Origin of the sequence: Pseudoalteromonas mucoides (assembly GCF_049257175.1) — a bacterium.
Taxonomy (GTDB): domain Bacteria; phylum Pseudomonadota; class Gammaproteobacteria; order Enterobacterales; family Alteromonadaceae; genus Pseudoalteromonas.
Genome location: NZ_JBMMUC010000005.1, coordinates 241,016 through 257,637, shown reverse-complemented (window position 1 = coordinate 257,637; position 16,622 = coordinate 241,016). Strand labels below are relative to the sequence as shown.

The window sequence follows — 16,622 nt, the reverse complement described above, 5'->3', positions numbered from 1 at the left end:
GCATGCACATTTGCTTGGCTTGGTAAAATACGGGTACTCATGTGAGATTGAACAAGGCTCGAATTAACTAAAAAATCAGACTACTTTTTAACAGGTTCATTATTATAGGTAACTTTGGCATCTTTTATTATTGCAGGACCAGTACCATTATTCATTAAGCCATAGCTAAAGCTTTCTTGCTCTGACTTCATCGAAAAGCTTCGATATAGTTCAACCCTAGGCCAGACTGATGCCCTTGCGTACGAGCGAGCGATCATGGTTGATTAAATCTCTATGATTGTTGTCACTACACTGATAAGTAAAGCTGATAGGGCTACAATCATTTCTGGCTTTTTATACCATGCACTTTTTTTCATTGTTTTTATGCCATTAAGTTTGGCTACACGCTTTTTTAAGCCCAATAAAAACGCAGTTTGGGCTGCGTTTATCAAGTTAATAAGGTACTGCTTTTATACTTTTATTGATACAACAAATACGGTTTCCGCTGTTGTTTAAAGCGCTCTAAACCTTGCTGCCAACTCTGTTTAATTTGGTGTTCGGTTTGCCCTGCTTCAATTGCTAAGCGCAGTTTATCGGTGCCTGCGAGCTTATCCATAAAACTTGCACGTTCGAAAAACACCTGTTCATTAACGGTGAGTTTTTTATAAGCACTAATAAATAAGCTTAAATCGAGCCCCTTTATTGTACTGTCACGTAAATCTACGCCTTGCACCGTCACATCTTTAAATTTAGGGTTCATAGACGCGCCTTTAATCGCACGAGGTGTAAAGCTAAACTCTCCTAGAGCTACAGGCGAATACCCAACAACTTGAAAGGGAAAGTCAGTACCACGCCCTATTGTGATGGGTGTTGCTTCAAAAAAACATAATGACGGATACAAGGTAATTGATTGCGCATTAGGTAAATTAGGGCTTGGCTTTACGGGCACTTGGTATGAGGTATTGCGAGTATAATTGGCTACAGGGAATACGCTCAAATCAAGTTCGTTAGCGCTATCTATCCAATTCTCACCTTTGATCATTTTGGCTAGTTCACCCACAGTCATACCATGTAACACTGGAATGGGGTGCATCCCAACAAAAGAGCGAAACTCAGACTCTAAAATTGGCCCGTCAACATAAGCAATGTTTGGGTTTGGTCTATCAAGTACCATAAACTTTACGTTGTTTTGCGCCGCAGCTTCCATCATATAATGCATCGAGCTGATATAAGTGTAAAAGCGCACACCCACATCTTGAATATCAAAAATGATCACATCAAGTTCACTCAGTACTTCGGCATCGGGCTTTTTATTACTGCCGTAAATCGATACGACATCAATGCCTGTTTTAGCATCTACTGCACTTTTTACATGAGCACCTGCATCATGATCGCCACGAAAACCATGCTCAGGTGCAAAAATTTTAACGATGTTTACACCTTCAGCGCGTAACACATCAACAAGGTGCACACCATCGACTTGCGATGTTTGATTAACAACTAAGCCAACTCGCTTACCTTGTAGCTCAGGTAAATATTGCTCAAATTGGGCTGCAGCTACCTGTAGTTTTTGACTCACAGGTTGAGTGACTTCAGCGTGCGGTGAATTGTTACAAGCCACTAACACTAAGCAAGCTAATAACATAAGCGCTCTTAAAAACATCTATAACTCCACCGCTTTACGTAAAAAGCCATCAGCTTGAGTGAGCATTTGCTCTGCTTGCGCTGCATCTTTACCTGTTAGCACAATTAAGATAGCTAACTTCGCGCTTTGTTTTGCCTGTGCGAGTGCATCAACAGCTTGCTGATGTGAGCAGTCGGTTGCTTGCATAACAATACGAATAGCACGGGCATGAAGCTTTTCATTGCTAGCATTTACATCCACCATGAGGTTTTTATATACCTTACCTGTGCGGATCATACTGGCAGTACTAAGCATATTTAAAACGAGCTTTTGCGCTGTGCCAGACTTCATTCGTGTTGACCCCGTTACCGCCTCTGCACCAACAACTGGGCAAATACCAATATCAGGCAACTTCATCACTAACGAATTAGGATTACAGGTAACACCAACCGTTTTACAACCCACAGATTTAGCGTATTCAATTGCAGCACGTACATAAGGAGTACGGCCACTGGCGGCAATCCCCACTACAACATCTTTGGCTTGTAAATTAATCGCTTTTAAATCCTCAACACCTAAAGTAAGGCTATCTTCAGCTCCTTCAACGGCTTTTTTAAACGCCGTTTCGCCGCCGGCAATAATCCCCATCACTTGTTGATCATTAACGCTATATGTTGGTGCGCACTCTACGGCATCTAAAATCCCTAAGCGTCCGCTTGTGCCTGCACCTATATAGATCAGTCGGCCACCTTGTTTAAACGCTGTTTCAATATAGTCAACCGCTTCACTAATTTGTGGAATAACCAATTTAACAGCTTGGGCCACCTTCTGATCTTCTTGATTTATTTTGGTCAAGATTTGCATGCTATCAAGCAAGTCTATATCTAGAGTATCTGGGTTCTGCCCTTCTGAGACGATACCATTTAGTTCCTCTAAAAGTGTACGTTGTTGTTCAAATGCGTATTCAGAACTCATCGGTTTATCCTATATAGTCATTTTGCAAATGCTGGTGTGCCAATAAGGTGGCACCACGCAATGAGTCTCCCAACCTAGGGGTAATCAATTGCTGCATTTGCTGATTTAATAGCGCTATCGTAACATCAGCTAAGCCACCTGTTAACATAACAGGTAATTCGCTGTTTGCGCGTGTTTTTTTAATTAAATACTCAACTTGTCGAGCATGATTTTTTAGTAATGTGTGTGCGACTTCGCAGTCGTCTTGCAGTTCAAAAATAAGGTATGTAAAACGAGCATAGTCAATGGCTTTTGCTGTATGTAACCAGGTACTAAGCTGAGCCCGTTGGCAACCAATGAGATTAGCTATTTGTTTAGTTACCTTACTGTTTGGCGCACCAAAACAATCTATATCGTTAAGAAGCGCTTGAACTGCGCTCAAACCTAAATGTGCGCCGCCACCAAAATCATCAGCCATAAAGCCCCAGCCACCAATAAGGTGAGTGTTACCATCTTCGGTTAGTCTTGCTCCAACCGCGCCTGTACCTAGGGCTACCATGGCAACGGGCTTGCCTTCATTTGCACCATACAAAGAGCTTATGGCATCACTGTATATATGTAATTGAGCAAACTTAATGTCACAACCAAGCTCAAGGGCTGCTGTTAACCGTTCCGACAGCTCTTTTGAGCCACCTCCGGCCACGCCCATGACCGCAATAACTTCATCTAATTTTGCGTTACTTTGCTCAAGTAAGTTGTAGATCATGGCTTCAATGTTGTTTAATGCCGTTTGAAAGTTATTACTTAATGATGCTTCGCCGCCATGCGCCACATAGGTGGTATCACTGTTTAAGTGAATAATATGTGCAGTAATTTTAGTCCCACCGCCATCAAGTGCGAGTAAATAATTTATTTTACTCATCCGCCGACTTCCTTAATACAGGCTTCCCTAAACAACACACTATTGTGGCTAATGCAGTGCCGATACAAAGCTGCCAAGTGAAGCCTAAGTAAAAACGTTGCTCCTGCGGTAATAACCAGTCAATCATGTATGGCTGCATTAATAAAGTGACTAAAAAGCCTATAATTAAAGCAGCCAGAACAGAGCCTTCACTACCACGTTTGGTAAACAAAGTAGTAAAATAAACACCTAATAATCCACTGTATGAAAAGACCATAACACTGAGTGCAAACTTTAGGAGCGGCATATCGGAGTACTGCTGCCAAAAATAACAAAGGATGGCCATAACGGCTAAAGACAGGCTTACAACTGCCATTCCCACGCGTCCTGCCTTAACAAAATGGCTGTCAGCGACCTGCTTGTTTTTAGCTTCTAAATATGGGCGATACAAATCTTGTACGATAACCGAAGACATTGAACTTAAACCGGAATTTAGTGTAGAAATTGCCGCCGCTATAATACCTACGCTGACAAGTCCTTTTACCCCGGCAGGGGCTTCATTGAGTACGTAGTACATAAAAATAGTGATTTTCTCACCATTAAATTCTTGCACTACTTGGCCACCATCACTGTTCATCAATAAAGGTTGTTGATAAACCACGTAAAGTAATAGGCCAATAAAGATAAAAACCAACATGACTGGAATAACCATCACAATAGAAAGCACTAAGGCTTTACTGCCTTCTTTCTCGCTTTTGCAGGTTAACAAGCGTTGTGTCATGTCTTGATCTAAGCCAAACGCTGCAATATTTAACAATACAAACCCAGTTAATACCGAGGCCATATTGAACACACCACTGGGGCCAAAATCGAGATCAAACTTAAAAATGGCTAATTTAGAGTCAGCACCTGGAGCAGGTTCATTTAAAGTGGCCATAATGGTCGAAAAATCCGCAGGGATTAACAATAATAAACACCAAATAACGGCAATAGCGGCACTTACATAAACAACGCTTTGCAGTACATCTGAATAAATTACACTTCGAATGCCACCAAACACGGTGTATAACAAACCAGCTAAAGCCAACAATAAAGTGGCTATGATCACACTTTGCGCTTCTATATTGCCATACAAAATCATAGCTACCGCTATAGCCGCCATATATAAACGTGCACCACTGGCAAACACGCGACCAAATAAATACATTAATCCACTACGACGCTTAGCTTTTGGGCCAATGCGTTTTTCAAGCAGCTCATATACGGTATAAACTTTTTGCTGGTAAAACTTAGGGATCAAAAATACAGATACTATAAAGGCAGCTATGAAAGCACCAATATTAGTTGCTAAATAAGACAAATCCCCTTGATAGCCTTGATCAGGCCCACCAATAAACGTAGCGGCTGATTGCGATGTTGCTAATACCGAAATTGCCACCATCCATGTTGGCATACTATTACCGCCTAAAAAGAAATCTTGGCTTGAATTGGCACGCTTACGATTAAACCACCAGCCACTAAGCAATAAAATTGCACCGTAGCTTGCAAACACGAGCCAATCTAACAAGGTGTATTGTGCACTCATTTATTATCCCAACAAAAAACCACTTAAGGAATATATTATTCCATCAAATAAATTAAAAGCAAATGATTTTATCATTTCATTTGCTCAACGCTGCATTAAAATCTGCTATTTAATACTAGGCAGGTTCCACACTACTTGCTTTTGTGCATATTGCTGCTTTGGTAGGCTCACCATTAATGGGGCATTTTTTTTATCTAACCATGCTAATAAACTATCCATATTTTGCTCAGTCATAGCTGTACAGCCAGCGGTGGGCTTATTTTGGGCTCGCCATAAATGCATAAAAATACAACTACCAGCACCATCGATATTTTCACTATTATGCTTTACAACAATACCTTTTTTATACAGATTGTCTTGACTATAGATATCACGGCGCATCCATTCTGACGACCCTTTAACCGCCGTATCACCCACGACTGACTTATCAACTAATTGATTATAAAATGGCGAGCCTTTTACATCTATGCAGTAGTCGTTAGCTGTCATACCTTGATAGGTCAGGTTAGTTTGTAATGAGTCTAAATAACCAAATGCGGTACCTAGTTCAAAAATACCTGCCGGCGCTTTACCATCACCTTCTTGCTTTTGCAGGCCCCCTTGCTCTGGATGTAAGCCTATTCCCCATGCTAAACCTGTGCGCCCTAATACCACAGAATAATTATCACCGACTTGTTGCCACCCACTCTCACTTTGTTCAAAACGATACAATTGCGCTTGTGTGGTTTGCCAATCATCAGCAATTACGACTACCAATTGTTTTGTTTGCTCTGGTATAACTGTGTTTTGAGCACTAACATGTTGCTGCGCACACCCCACAGAGCTGCTTAATATAAGTGCCGTAGTGGCTATTTTTATATATTTTTTCATATTGGCCAGACTCCATCGGTTATATCTTGTAACCCATCTATTTTAGTTATTCCTAAACCTGGCGCATCACCTAACGTGATTGCAGGCCCTTTAAACTCAACCCCGCCTTGTGCTGGATCGTACTGGCCAAGTGCAGGGCCGTCTAAATCAATTTTAGTGATTTGCTGCGCTTTTGCTGATGCCAAATGAGCTGCGCCTGCTACTGCGATACTTCCTTCAAGCATACAACCAATCATGCATTGTGCTTGATATTGTGCGGTAATATTGGCGATTTCTATCGCGCGACTAAGGCCACCAGTTTTCATCAATTTAATATTGATAATATCGACTGCGTTTTGTTCTAGCAACTGAATAACCTGCTGCGGCGAGAACGCACTTTCATCAGCCATTATGGGTGTATTAACACGCTCTGTTATGTATTTTAACCCTTTAAAATCATCACTTTTAACGGGTTGTTCGACAAGCTCTAATTGTACATTGTTATTTTCAAGCTGTTGTAACGCAAACACCGTTTGCTTCGCTGACCAGCCTTGATTTACATCTAAGCGTATTTGCGCTTGTTGGCCATAATCTTGGTAGATAGCATTAATGCGAGCAATGTCTTGCTGTAGGTCGTTGCCTATTTTTACTTTTAAAATATCAAAGCCTTGTTGCACTGCAAGTTGGCAATCAGCAAGCATTTTATCAATCGCATCAACACTAATGGTTATGTCGGTTCTAAGGTTTTTACTGCCACCACCAAGTAACTTATACAACGGTGCTTGATACAACTTACCCCACAAGTCATAAACAGCCAGTTCTAAAGCTGCTTTTGCGCTGTAATTGCCTACCACTGTTGATTGAATAATATGGCAAATCTGATTAATGTTTTCTATCTCTTTATCAATCAATTTTGGGGCAATAAATTGACTAATTACACTCATCATACCTTGGTGGGTATCACCCGTAATAACAGGTGTTGATGCTGCACTACCGTAACCTAGTTGACCGCAGTGGGTCTCAATAATAATCACTAAGTCTTCAATAAAACTGACTTCTCGTAACGCTGTTTTAAAAGGGGTAACTAGCGGCACTTTAAGTTTGGCAAAACGTATTGTTTTTATTTTCATAGTGGCTCCTAACGAATACGCTTAATATTATAAACTCGGTCTAAATAGCTCACCTTTTGAGATAGCCGTAAAGGCAGCAATGGGGTAACCGATACACCGTTAAGCGAGCCTGAGTAAAAACTGCCATCAGCATTGTTGTAGCCTAACCCTTTTACGTCGTGGATCACGTATGGCTGACCTTCTTGCTCACCCAAGTACATCATTACGTGACCCGGGATATAAATAAGATCGCCTATTTTCATTTGTTGCGTTACACCAAGCTTTTGTTGCTCAGTGCTTTGTTTATCAAAACGGTTATTAGTGCCGTACTCACTACTACCTTGTTGCCCTGAATTACGAGGCATTAATAAACCAAAACTTTTATAAATTTCACCAACAAAACCGGTGCAATCACGGCCATTATAGTCATGACCCCAGCCATAACGTTCACCTAAAAATTTAAAACCTTGTTTGATCAAATTAGCTTCAGTGTAGGGTAAATACCCCATATTTACATCCGCAGATTTACTGATCATTGCAGGTTTTATTTCTAATAGCCCCTGCTCGTTTCGTGTCGGTAACTGCACAACATGACTTGCATAGGTATTTTGACCATTTAGTAAAGGCGGAACATCTTTTGCTGCCACTAAAGGTAAGCGCACTCCCATATCGAGCTGCACTTCTGAGCGAGAGTTATCGTCTGGTACATACGCCGTTCTCACTTTGGCACCGGTCACTAATAAAAAGTCATCTTGGTTTTTGTACTCTCGAATCGTATTCGCATCACCAAAAGCAATATCTTCAGCTGGCGTCCAAGCTAAGTAATTATAAGCGCGAACTAAAAGCCACTTTTTATCTGTACTTTGATGCAGCACAGCCACACTTTCACCTGGGAACATGCCACTTTCTTGAAAACGATCGAGATCTTTATCTAAACCACTATTTAAAACACGATCCCATGTTGGAAAAGTACGTAATGCGGTGCGCTTTACCACCATACCAAAACGTACTTTATTAGTATTTTTTACTGCATTTAGATTTAAATTATCGCTATATTTAGCAAAGTGCTTGGCACTCAGCTGACGACCATCGGTATAAAAACGCGGACTTTTAGGCACTGAACTCGCTTTTAAAATAGCCGCCTCTAAATCGTCTTTACTGAGTGTTTTTTGATAATCAAGCGGGTCTACAATGTAATCGTTATCGTTAATTAGCTTTTGGTTAAATGCTTGGATCTGTTCTGGCTGCATTAACACTTTGGCTGATACATTTTGTTTAAGCCAATGCTGCGCACTCAGCTGTGACTGAGTAACGCCAATTACATCAGATTGCCAACCTTGAGCCTGTACAGGACTACAAAGAGCACAACTTAGAGCTATAGAAATGGCGATAATTGAACGACGCATATGTCCCCCTAGAATTTGTTGAATCACTAACAAATGAGCTGATCTGTTAGTTTCGTTTTTACCATTGTTGTTATTTTTTATTCGCTAGTCTATTTATCTCCTATCTACATGGCAACAAGTTGAGGTTTAAACAATGCAGATAGCTCGAAAAAATAATGAAAATTAAATTCTAAATAAAGCAGCATTAAAGGAATATTTTATTAAATCTAACACAAATTTACGGCTAAGCAAATTTATCTATTTGGCTGATTTTAACTATTTAGGATTTAGCGCCCCCCAAATTACTCATGTAATCGTTTATGAAGTAGGTTTATATTTGATTGTCAAAAAAAATATATTAATCTCAGCTACATTTAAAGCAATGCAAGCCCACGCCAGACTTGATTCTGATATCAATTAAAAACTTTCCTCCTAGTTCTTAAAGCGAAATGTCTCTTAAGCTCATTGGTAATAATTGACTTAAAACCTATTATACAAAGAAAAAAGAAGGTGAAATAACGAAATGCTTCAATCCAAACTTTTCACAGCTAAAGTCAGATCCCCCGCTTTATTTGAATTTCAGACATAAAAAACCGACTTATGTCGGCTGTTTTCTATTAACTTAAATAGTAATAGAAAGTGGTGGGCGCAGAACGTATCTTGTAAGAGTGAACCTGGGGCCGCTTGGTTGATGGTTTAATCTTTATAAAGCGCGGAATAAACCCGAGCTTGTTACAAATTTCAGACATAAAAAAACCGACTCTCGTCGGTTATCTTCTATTAACTTTAATATTAATAGAAAATGATGGGCGCAGGACGTACCTTGTAAGAGTGAACCTGGGGCCGCTTGGTTGATGGTTTAATCTTTATAAAGCGCGGAATAAACTCGAGCTTATTACAAATTTCAGACATAAAAAAACCGACTCTCGTCGGTTATCTTCTATTAACTTAAATAGTAATAGAAAGTGGTGGGCGCAGGACGTATCTTGTAAGAGTGAACCTCAGATAGTCTGGTTTTTAGCCTACTACTCTTTTAAATTTCACTTTATTTCAAGCATAAAAAAACCGACTTTCGTCGGTTACTTTTTCTATAAGAAATTATAGAAAGTGGTGGGCGCAGGACGTATCTTGTAAGAGTGAACCTCAGATAGTCTGGTTTTTAGCCTACTACTCTTTTCAATTTCACTTTATTTCAGGCATAAAAAACCGACTCTCGTCGGTTATCTTCTATTAACTTAAATAGTAATAGAAAGTGGTGGGCGCAGGACGTATCTTGTAAGAGTGAACCTCAGATAGTCTGGTTTTTAGCCTACTACTCTTTTCAATTTCACTTTCACTTTATTTCAAGCATAAAAAAACCGACTTTCGTCGGTTGCTTTTCTATTAACTTTAATAGTAATAGAAAGTGGTGGGCGCAGGAGGATTCGAACCTCCGACCGCCTGGTTCGTAGCCAGGTACTCTATCCAGCTGAGCTATGCGCCCACATTCTATTTTTGATTTTAAGGTCTTATCTGACTCATACACTCTATTTAAAGACATAAAAAAAACCGACTGTTGTCGGCTATCTTCTATTAACTTAAATAGTAATAGAAAGTGGTGGGCGCAGGAGGATTCGAACCTCCGACCGCCTGGTTCGTAGCCAGGTACTCTATCCAGCTGAGCTATGCGCCCACATTCTATTTCGATTTTAAAGTCTTATCTGACTTTAATTAGGTGCTAAACTAATTCTATTCAAAGTGGTGAGCGTAGGACGTATCTTCAAAAAGTGAACCTCCGACCGTTTGGTTATTAAACCAACACTTTACTTTTTTATACTCTGAATCATGAGTTAAAAGTAGTGGGCGCAGGACGTATCTTCAAAAAGTGAACCTTCGACCGTTTGGTTGTTAAACCAACACTTTACTTTTTTATACTCTGAAGCATGAGTTAAAAGTGGTGGGCGCAGGAGGATTCGAACCTCCGACCGCCTGGTTCGTAGCCAGGTACTCTATCCAGCTGAGCTATGCGCCCACTTTTTATTTCTTATTTATCCTCTAAGTAGAGTGTGTAAAGGATGGTGGGCGCAGGAGGATTCGAACCTCCGACCGCCTGGTTCGTAGCCAGGTACTCTATCCAGCTGAGCTATGCGCCCATTCTTTACATTACAAGAGACCATTTATAAAATAAATGGCGGAGAAGGAGGGATTCGAACCCTCGATAGAGCTACAAACCCTATACTCCCTTAGCAGGGGAGCGCCTTCGGCCACTCGGCCACCTCTCCGTCTTGTGGGGCGTATAATAAAGATTTCAGAAAATATGTCAAACACTTTTCTTGTTAAAAGTAGCTGTTCGGTTAGAGAATACACATTAGTGTAAAAAAAGAGCGTTTTAAGCTTGATGATTAATCACTTTAGGATTTTTTAAGGTCGGTTTCAACACCCAATAAGGGAACTAGCTCATCACCTAACTGTTCTAAATACTGATCTTGATAACCTAATTGTTGAAACTCGGCAATACATGCACGGTAGTAGTTTTGCCTTTGCTGTTCATCGGTGAAGCTATCCAAAGGGCATAGCTTTGGCTGTTTCTTATCTTTCATATCTAAATCCATTTATCTACAAAACACTTTAGGGTTACAATTTAATTTGAAATACATACTTTACGCTGCATTTACAATAAATAGCCTAGTCTAAAATTATAATTTATCGCTTTTTAATTAGTTTGGATCTAATTAATTCTCTAATATATTAAATATCAGTTAATTACATTACTGTGAGAAAGATTATTGGCTATATTAAATTCAATACTACGAAATAACGCACGCATCTTACAGATATATCGTACACAAAAACGCCGCATTTAAGCGGCGTTTTTTACTATTTAATAAAAATAGTCTTAGTCAGCTTGCGGGCGCATGTGCGGGAACAAGATAACATCTTTGATTGTTGATGAATCAGTAAACAACATAACTAAACGGTCAATACCAATTCCCTCACCTGCTGTTGGTGGTAAGCCATACTCTAGTGCGCGAATGTAATCTTCGTCGTAATGCATTGCTTCATCATCGCCCGCGTCTTTTTCTTCAACTTGACGCGTGAAACGCTCTGCTTGATCTTGTGCATCGTTAAGCTCAGAGAAACCATTAGCAAGCTCGCGGCCGCCAACAAAGAACTCAAAACGGTCAGTAACAAATGGGTTTTCATCGTTACGACGTGCAAGTGGCGATACTTCCCACGGATAGCCTGTGATAAATGTAGGTTGGATAAGCATGTGCTCAGCCGTTTCTTCAAATATTTCACACAGGAACTTACCTGGACCCCAAACACACTTTTCAGGAATTTTAACGTGAACCTGTTTAGCATACGCTTTTAGTTCTTCAAAATGGTTTTCTGGGTCGTTAAATACCGCTGCATCAAACTCAGGGTTATACTTTAAGATTGCATCTGCCATGCTTAAACGCGTAAACGGTTGGCCAAAATCGTATTCAACAGAGTCAATTACTTCACCGTTTTCGTCTTTAGTAGTATTAACCACAATTGGGCTACCCAATACGTTTGTTGCCACTGTACGAAGCATATCTTCGGTGATGTTCATTAAATCGATGTAATCAGCGTATGCTTGGTAGAACTCAATCATAGTGAATTCTGGGTTATGACGCGTTGATAACCCTTCGTTACGGAAGTTACGGTTAATTTCAAATACGCGGTCAAAACCACCTACCACCAAGCGCTTTAAGTAAAGTTCTGGTGCAATACGTAAGTACATGTCGATATCAAGGGCATTGTGGTGAGTCACAAATGGACGCGCCGTTGCGCCACCAGGAATAACCTGTAGCATCGGTGTTTCTACTTCCATGAAGTCACGGTCAGCTAAGAAACGACGAATACCTTCAACTACTTGTGAGCGAATACGGAACGTCTCACGAGTTGCTTCGTTGGTGATCAAATCAACATAACGTTGGCGATACTTAGTTTCTTGATCCGATAGACCATGGAATTTTTCAGGAAGTGGGCGTAATGACTTAGTAAGCAATTGATACTCAGTCATTTCTACGTATAAGTCGCCTTTACCTGATTTATTAAGTGCACCTTTAACACCAATGATGTCACCGATATCAAGTTGACCGTATTTTTCTTTCAGTTCTTTTTGTACATCTTTAGATGCATAAGCTTGTACGCGCCCCTTCATATCTTGAATAGCAAGGAAAGGACCACGCTTAGCAAGGATACGTCCAGCAATGGATACAACATGCTGAAGCTCTACTAACTCTTCTTTCGATTTATCACCAAACTCAGCCTGCAAATCTGCCGTGTAATGCTCACGACGGAATTGGTTTGGATGACCGTTGGCTGGGCAATTTTCGCGAATAGCGTCTAATTTGCCACGACGCTCAGCGATTAACTTATTTTCGTCTTGGATTTGATCAGTCATTTTTTAGCTCTTTTTTAGCTTGGTGGTTATAAACCAGATTTTAGGCTGGCTTCAATAAATTTGTCTAAGTTACCATCTAGTACCGATTGGGTATTACGGTTTTCAACGCCGGTGCGCAAATCTTTAATACGCGCATCATCAAGTACGTATGAACGAATTTGACTTCCCCAACCGATATCTGATTTGGCGTCTTCTTGGCTTTGTTTTTCAGCATTTTGTTGTTGCAACTCAAGCTCAAATAATTTTGCTTTTAGCTGCTTCATCGCTTGCGCTTTATTTTTATGTTGAGAACGCTCGTTTTGACACTGCACGACCGTATTTGTTGGCACGTGGGTAATACGTACCGCAGATTCTGTGGTATTTACGTGCTGACCACCCGCACCAGATGCACGGTATACGTCAATTCGTAAATCAGACGGGTTAATATCAATTTCAATATTATCGTCTATCTCTGGGTATACGAATGCTGAAGCAAAAGATGTGTGACGTCGGCCACTTGAATCAAATGGACTCTTACGAACCAAGCGGTGAACACCTGTTTCAGTGCGCAACCAACCATAAGCGTATTCACCGACAAAGCGAACAGTGGCGCCTTTAATACCTGCAACATCACCGTCAGTGGCTTCAACTAATTCAACTTTAAAGCCTTTTGCTTCGCCCCAGCGTAAATACATACGCAGCAGCATGTTACACCAATCTTGTGCTTCGGTGCCGCCTGAGCCTGATTGTAAATCTAAGTAAGCATCGTTTGAATCGTGAGGGCCTGAAAACATACGACGGAACTCTAAACCTTCGAGCTGCTCGTTTAAGTCATCCAGCTCGCTTTGCGCCTCGTTAAAAGTCTCTTCGTCTTCTGCTTCAATGGCCAGTTCAAGTAAACCTTCAACATCGTCAGCACCTGCAACAAGGTTGTCAATCGTTTCAACAACGGCCTCTAGTGCTGATTTTTCACGGCCGAGTGCTTGCGCACGTTCAGGCTCATTCCATACCGCTGAATCTTCCAGTTCGGCGTTAACTTCTTCTAGGCGCTCTTGTTTGTGAGCGTAGTCAAAGGTACCCCCGAAGCAGCTCGGTACGTTCGCGAATTTCCTTGATTTGATTAATCACAGGATTCACTTCAAACATCTACGTTACTCCAAAATGGCTGATTTACACGGCAATTTGCCCTATAAATTTCTTTAAATAATAAAAACGCCCGATTTTAACAAAAAACCGCGCGTTTTATTAGTATTTTATACACCCTAGCGCGATATTTTTTAAGGGCTCTTTTGCAGCTCACGAACAATTAATTGCAGCGTAAATTTACCTCTAAACTCATTTATATCCAGCTGATAAGCAACATCAACAAATCGCACTTCAGTGTCAGGCCACGCTTTAACGTCAACACCAAATGCAATCGCATCTACCAAACGACCAGATTGATGTTTAAGCACTAGTTTTAAATGCTTTTCACCAACAATACGCTGCTGCACAACTTCAAAGGTGTGCTCAAAAACTGGCTCTGGAAACTGCTGCCCCCACGGCCCTGCTTGTTTAATTAGCTGCGCAAAATCCATATTAAAGCAATCAGCGGGTAACTCACCGTCAGTAAGAATAATACATTGCTTGTGCTCTTCGCTTAATTGCGCAGTAACTGCTTGCTCAAAAGCCTGTTTAAACTCACTAAAGTGTTGTTCATTAATACTCAGCCCCGCAGCCATGGCATGACCACCAAACTTACTAATTAAATGTGGGTGTAAGGTATTCAAACGCTCGAGTAGGTCACGCATGTGCAGCCCTTCAATCGAGCGGCAAGAGCCTTTAATTTCGCCATTATCACCACCAGCGAATATAACGGTGGGTCTGTGATACTTTTCTTTTAAGCGACCCGCTAAAATACCAATTACACCTTGATGCCAATCTTGCTGATATAAACAAATGGCATCTGGTACGGTATCACTACTAAATGCTAGGCGGTCGAGCACCGCTTGTGCCTCAGCTTGCATACCTTGCTCTATTTCGCGGCGCTCATGATTTAAGCTGTCGAGCTCGCCAGCGATACGCCTTGCTTGATTTAAATCAGCTGATAACAAACACGCTATCCCTAAGCTCATATCATCTAAGCGCCCTGCTGCGTTTAAGCGTGGTGCTAATGAAAAGCCAAAGTCACTGGCACTTAAGCGTGCAGCATTGCGATTTGCAACTTCAATTAATGCGATAATCCCTGGGCGGGTATTGCCACTGCGAATTCGTGCTAACCCTTGATGTACTAAAGTACGGTTATTCGCATCCAGCGCGACCACATCGGCCACAGTACCAAGCGCAACAATATCAAGTAATTCAGCTAAATTGGGGGGTTGTTGCTGCTCAAAGTGGCCTAAATCACGTAAAGCACTTCTCAGTGCGATCAGTAGATAAAATGCGACCCCAACACCTGCTATTGATTTAGATGGAAAATCGCAGTCGTGGCGATTTGGGTTAACGATGGCATCGGCATCGGGTAATTGCTCACCTTGTAAGTGGTGGTCAGTTACAAGTACTTTAATTCCTGCGGCTTTAACAATCTCAATACCTGCAATACATGAAATACCATTATCAACGGTGATCACTAAATCGGGTGCTATCGTGACTATTTGCTCAGCAAGCGCAGGGCTTAAGCCATACCCAAGGCTAAATCGGTCAGGAATAAGGTAATCTAAATGCGCAAAACCAAACATAGTCAGGCCGTGCATTAATGTTGCAGTACTGGTAGCACCATCAGCATCAAAATCACCCACAATAAGAATTTTACTTTGAGTTTGCAGCGCCCAAATCAATAGCTCAGTGGCTTTATCAATATCTTTAAACAGCCTAAAATCATGCAGTGTGGCTGCGCTATTATTTAATTCGTCGGCATGGCTTACTTGGCGAGTGGCGTAAATTTGTTTAATAACTGGGTGTAAATTACTAGGTAGGTGTGAGTCATCAACACATGGTCGAGCTTGAATTATTTTTTTCATGCAGCAGGCGATACTTTTAAGCTAGGAGTGCTAACAAAAAAAGGCCTAAAACGGCCTTTTTTAAACGTTTTATTCAATTATGAAGACTTGTTCGCTTCAAGTGCAGCACTAAGCGCTGCCGCAGGTTGGTAACCTGGGATCATGGTACCATCTTCTAAAATAATGGCTGGTGTGCCACTAATACCAAAACTCTGACCTAACTGATAGTGCTCCGCAACAGGTGCTGCACAACCTTGTATTACTTTAGTGTCAGCGCCTGCTTTGGCTTCAGTGAGTGCTTCTTGTTGATCTTTGGCACACCATACATTCATTAAATCAGCGTAACCAGAACCTTGTAAGCCACCGCGTGGGAATGCTAAATATTTAACAGTAATACCCGCTTCGAGTAAATCATCAAGCTCACGGTGTAATTTACGGCAATAACCACAGCTGATATCTGTAAAAACAGTAATACTGTGTTTTTCATTTGGCGCTTTGTAAACAATCATTGAGTTTTCGTATTCAGATAACCCCTCTTTACGAACACCGTTAAGAGCCTGTTCGGTTAAGTTACTACGATTGTTTAAGTCAATTAAGGTGCCCTGCATTAAATATTGGCCATCTGCACTTGCGTACAATACACCTTTATCGGTAATTAACTCTTTCAATCCAGCCACTGGGCTTGGATTAATATGCTTTACAGTAACGCCTAGCTCAGCAAACTTAGTCACAATTGGGTCATTGGCATCAGGTACGGCTAATACACCATTTGCAAACGCACTTAAACTGGTGCCTAACATTGCACCGGCTAATACTAACTTTTTCATATTGTTCTCTTATATCCTGATAATTCATCTTTACTATGACC

General features: G+C 41.0%; 13 protein-coding genes and 5 tRNA genes. All 18 read right to left on the bottom strand.

The genetic code is table 11. From position 1 onward, the window contains the following. Positions 1-80 precede the first annotated feature (80 nt). Positions 81-257 carry a hypothetical protein gene (locus tag AAEU30_RS08075; protein ID WP_421960073.1) on the bottom strand — a complete coding sequence of 59 codons (177 nt, stop codon included), beginning with the start codon at positions 255-257 and terminating at the stop codon, positions 81-83. 200 nt (positions 258-457) lie between these two features. Continuing rightward, positions 458-1,642 carry an exo-beta-N-acetylmuramidase NamZ family protein gene (locus tag AAEU30_RS08070; RefSeq protein ID WP_421960072.1) on the bottom strand — a complete coding sequence of 395 codons (1,185 nt, stop codon included), beginning with the start codon at positions 1,640-1,642 and terminating at the stop codon, positions 458-460. Further along, the gene (murQ, locus tag AAEU30_RS08065; RefSeq protein ID WP_421960071.1) at positions 1,643-2,578 is read right to left on the bottom strand and encodes an N-acetylmuramic acid 6-phosphate etherase; all 936 of its coding nucleotides are present in this window, start codon (positions 2,576-2,578) and stop codon (positions 1,643-1,645) included. 4 nt (positions 2,579-2,582) lie between these two features. Continuing rightward, positions 2,583-3,479, bottom strand: coding sequence for a glucosamine kinase nucleotide-binding domain-containing protein (locus tag AAEU30_RS08060; protein ID WP_421960070.1), 897 nt, complete (start codon positions 3,477-3,479; stop codon positions 2,583-2,585). Then, positions 3,472-5,043 carry a sodium:solute symporter gene (locus AAEU30_RS08055; RefSeq protein WP_421960069.1) on the bottom strand — a complete coding sequence of 524 codons (1,572 nt, stop codon included), beginning with the start codon at positions 5,041-5,043 and terminating at the stop codon, positions 3,472-3,474. The genes AAEU30_RS08060 and AAEU30_RS08055 overlap by 8 nt, the downstream gene beginning before the upstream one ends. A 105-nt stretch (positions 5,044-5,148) precedes the next feature. Further along, a complete protein-coding gene (locus AAEU30_RS08050) occupies positions 5,149-5,913 on the bottom strand; it encodes a L,D-transpeptidase family protein (RefSeq protein ID WP_421960068.1) in 765 nt (254 codons plus the stop codon). Beyond that, positions 5,910-7,022, bottom strand: a complete 1,113-nt coding sequence (locus AAEU30_RS08045) for a dipeptide epimerase (protein WP_421960067.1) — start codon at positions 7,020-7,022, stop codon at positions 5,910-5,912. Before AAEU30_RS08045 ends, AAEU30_RS08050 begins: the two co-directional genes overlap by 4 nt. A gap of 8 nt (positions 7,023-7,030) precedes the next feature. Further along, positions 7,031-8,407 carry an NlpC/P60 family protein gene (locus AAEU30_RS08040; RefSeq protein ID WP_421960066.1) on the bottom strand — a complete coding sequence of 459 codons (1,377 nt, stop codon included), beginning with the start codon at positions 8,405-8,407 and terminating at the stop codon, positions 7,031-7,033. A gap of 1,385 nt (positions 8,408-9,792) precedes the next feature. Next, a tRNA-Arg gene (locus AAEU30_RS08035) sits at positions 9,793-9,869 on the bottom strand. A gap of 112 nt (positions 9,870-9,981) precedes the next feature. Next, a tRNA-Arg gene (locus AAEU30_RS08030) sits at positions 9,982-10,058 on the bottom strand. A gap of 262 nt (positions 10,059-10,320) precedes the next feature. Beyond that, positions 10,321-10,397 (bottom strand) — tRNA-Arg (locus AAEU30_RS08025). Between the two features lie 44 nt (positions 10,398-10,441). After that, positions 10,442-10,518 (bottom strand) — tRNA-Arg (locus AAEU30_RS08020). A 36-nt stretch (positions 10,519-10,554) separates the two neighbouring features. Further along, positions 10,555-10,647: transfer RNA gene (locus AAEU30_RS08015), tRNA-Ser, on the bottom strand. A 129-nt stretch (positions 10,648-10,776) separates the two neighbouring features. Further along, positions 10,777-10,965, bottom strand: a complete 189-nt coding sequence (locus tag AAEU30_RS08010) for a hypothetical protein (RefSeq protein WP_421960065.1) — start codon at positions 10,963-10,965, stop codon at positions 10,777-10,779. Between the two features lie 296 nt (positions 10,966-11,261). Next, positions 11,262-12,797, bottom strand: a complete 1,536-nt coding sequence (lysS, locus tag AAEU30_RS08005) for a lysine--tRNA ligase (RefSeq protein WP_421960064.1) — start codon at positions 12,795-12,797, stop codon at positions 11,262-11,264. Between the two features lie 26 nt (positions 12,798-12,823). Continuing rightward, positions 12,824-13,922 (bottom strand): peptide chain release factor 2 gene (prfB, locus tag AAEU30_RS08000; RefSeq protein ID WP_135473160.1). Its coding sequence is split into 2 segments (ribosomal slippage): positions 12,824-13,846 and positions 13,848-13,922, totalling 1,098 coding nucleotides; the frame shifts between segments, so codons are not numbered across the junction. Between the two features lie 131 nt (positions 13,923-14,053). Continuing rightward, positions 14,054-15,775, bottom strand: coding sequence for a single-stranded-DNA-specific exonuclease RecJ (gene recJ, locus AAEU30_RS07995; RefSeq protein WP_421960063.1), 1,722 nt, complete (start codon positions 15,773-15,775; stop codon positions 14,054-14,056). A gap of 77 nt (positions 15,776-15,852) precedes the next feature. Beyond that, on the bottom strand, positions 15,853-16,581 hold the full coding sequence (dsbC, locus tag AAEU30_RS07990) for a bifunctional protein-disulfide isomerase/oxidoreductase DsbC (RefSeq protein WP_087532919.1): 729 nt from the start codon (positions 16,579-16,581) through the stop codon (positions 15,853-15,855). Between the last annotated feature and the right edge of the window lie 41 nt (positions 16,582-16,622).

Coding starts and splice junctions, on each gene's coding strand:
- AAEU30_RS08075 (WP_421960073.1), bottom strand. CDS start 257: ATGATCGCTCGCTCGTACGCAAGGGCATCAGTCTGGCCTAGGGTTGAA.
- AAEU30_RS08070 (WP_421960072.1), bottom strand. CDS start 1,642: ATGTTTTTAAGAGCGCTTATGTTATTAGCTTGCTTAGTGTTAGTGGCT.
- murQ (WP_421960071.1), bottom strand. CDS start 2,578: ATGAGTTCTGAATACGCATTTGAACAACAACGTACACTTTTAGAGGAA.
- AAEU30_RS08060 (WP_421960070.1), bottom strand. CDS start 3,479: ATGAGTAAAATAAATTATTTACTCGCACTTGATGGCGGTGGGACTAAA.
- AAEU30_RS08055 (WP_421960069.1), bottom strand. CDS start 5,043: ATGAGTGCACAATACACCTTGTTAGATTGGCTCGTGTTTGCAAGCTAC.
- AAEU30_RS08050 (WP_421960068.1), bottom strand. CDS start 5,913: ATGAAAAAATATATAAAAATAGCCACTACGGCACTTATATTAAGCAGC.
- AAEU30_RS08045 (WP_421960067.1), bottom strand. CDS start 7,022: ATGAAAATAAAAACAATACGTTTTGCCAAACTTAAAGTGCCGCTAGTT.
- AAEU30_RS08040 (WP_421960066.1), bottom strand. CDS start 8,407: ATGCGTCGTTCAATTATCGCCATTTCTATAGCTCTAAGTTGTGCTCTT.
- AAEU30_RS08010 (WP_421960065.1), bottom strand. CDS start 10,965: ATGAAAGATAAGAAACAGCCAAAGCTATGCCCTTTGGATAGCTTCACC.
- lysS (WP_421960064.1), bottom strand. CDS start 12,797: ATGACTGATCAAATCCAAGACGAAAATAAGTTAATCGCTGAGCGTCGT.
- recJ (WP_421960063.1), bottom strand. CDS start 15,775: ATGAAAAAAATAATTCAAGCTCGACCATGTGTTGATGACTCACACCTA.
- dsbC (WP_087532919.1), bottom strand. CDS start 16,581: ATGAAAAAGTTAGTATTAGCCGGTGCAATGTTAGGCACCAGTTTAAGT.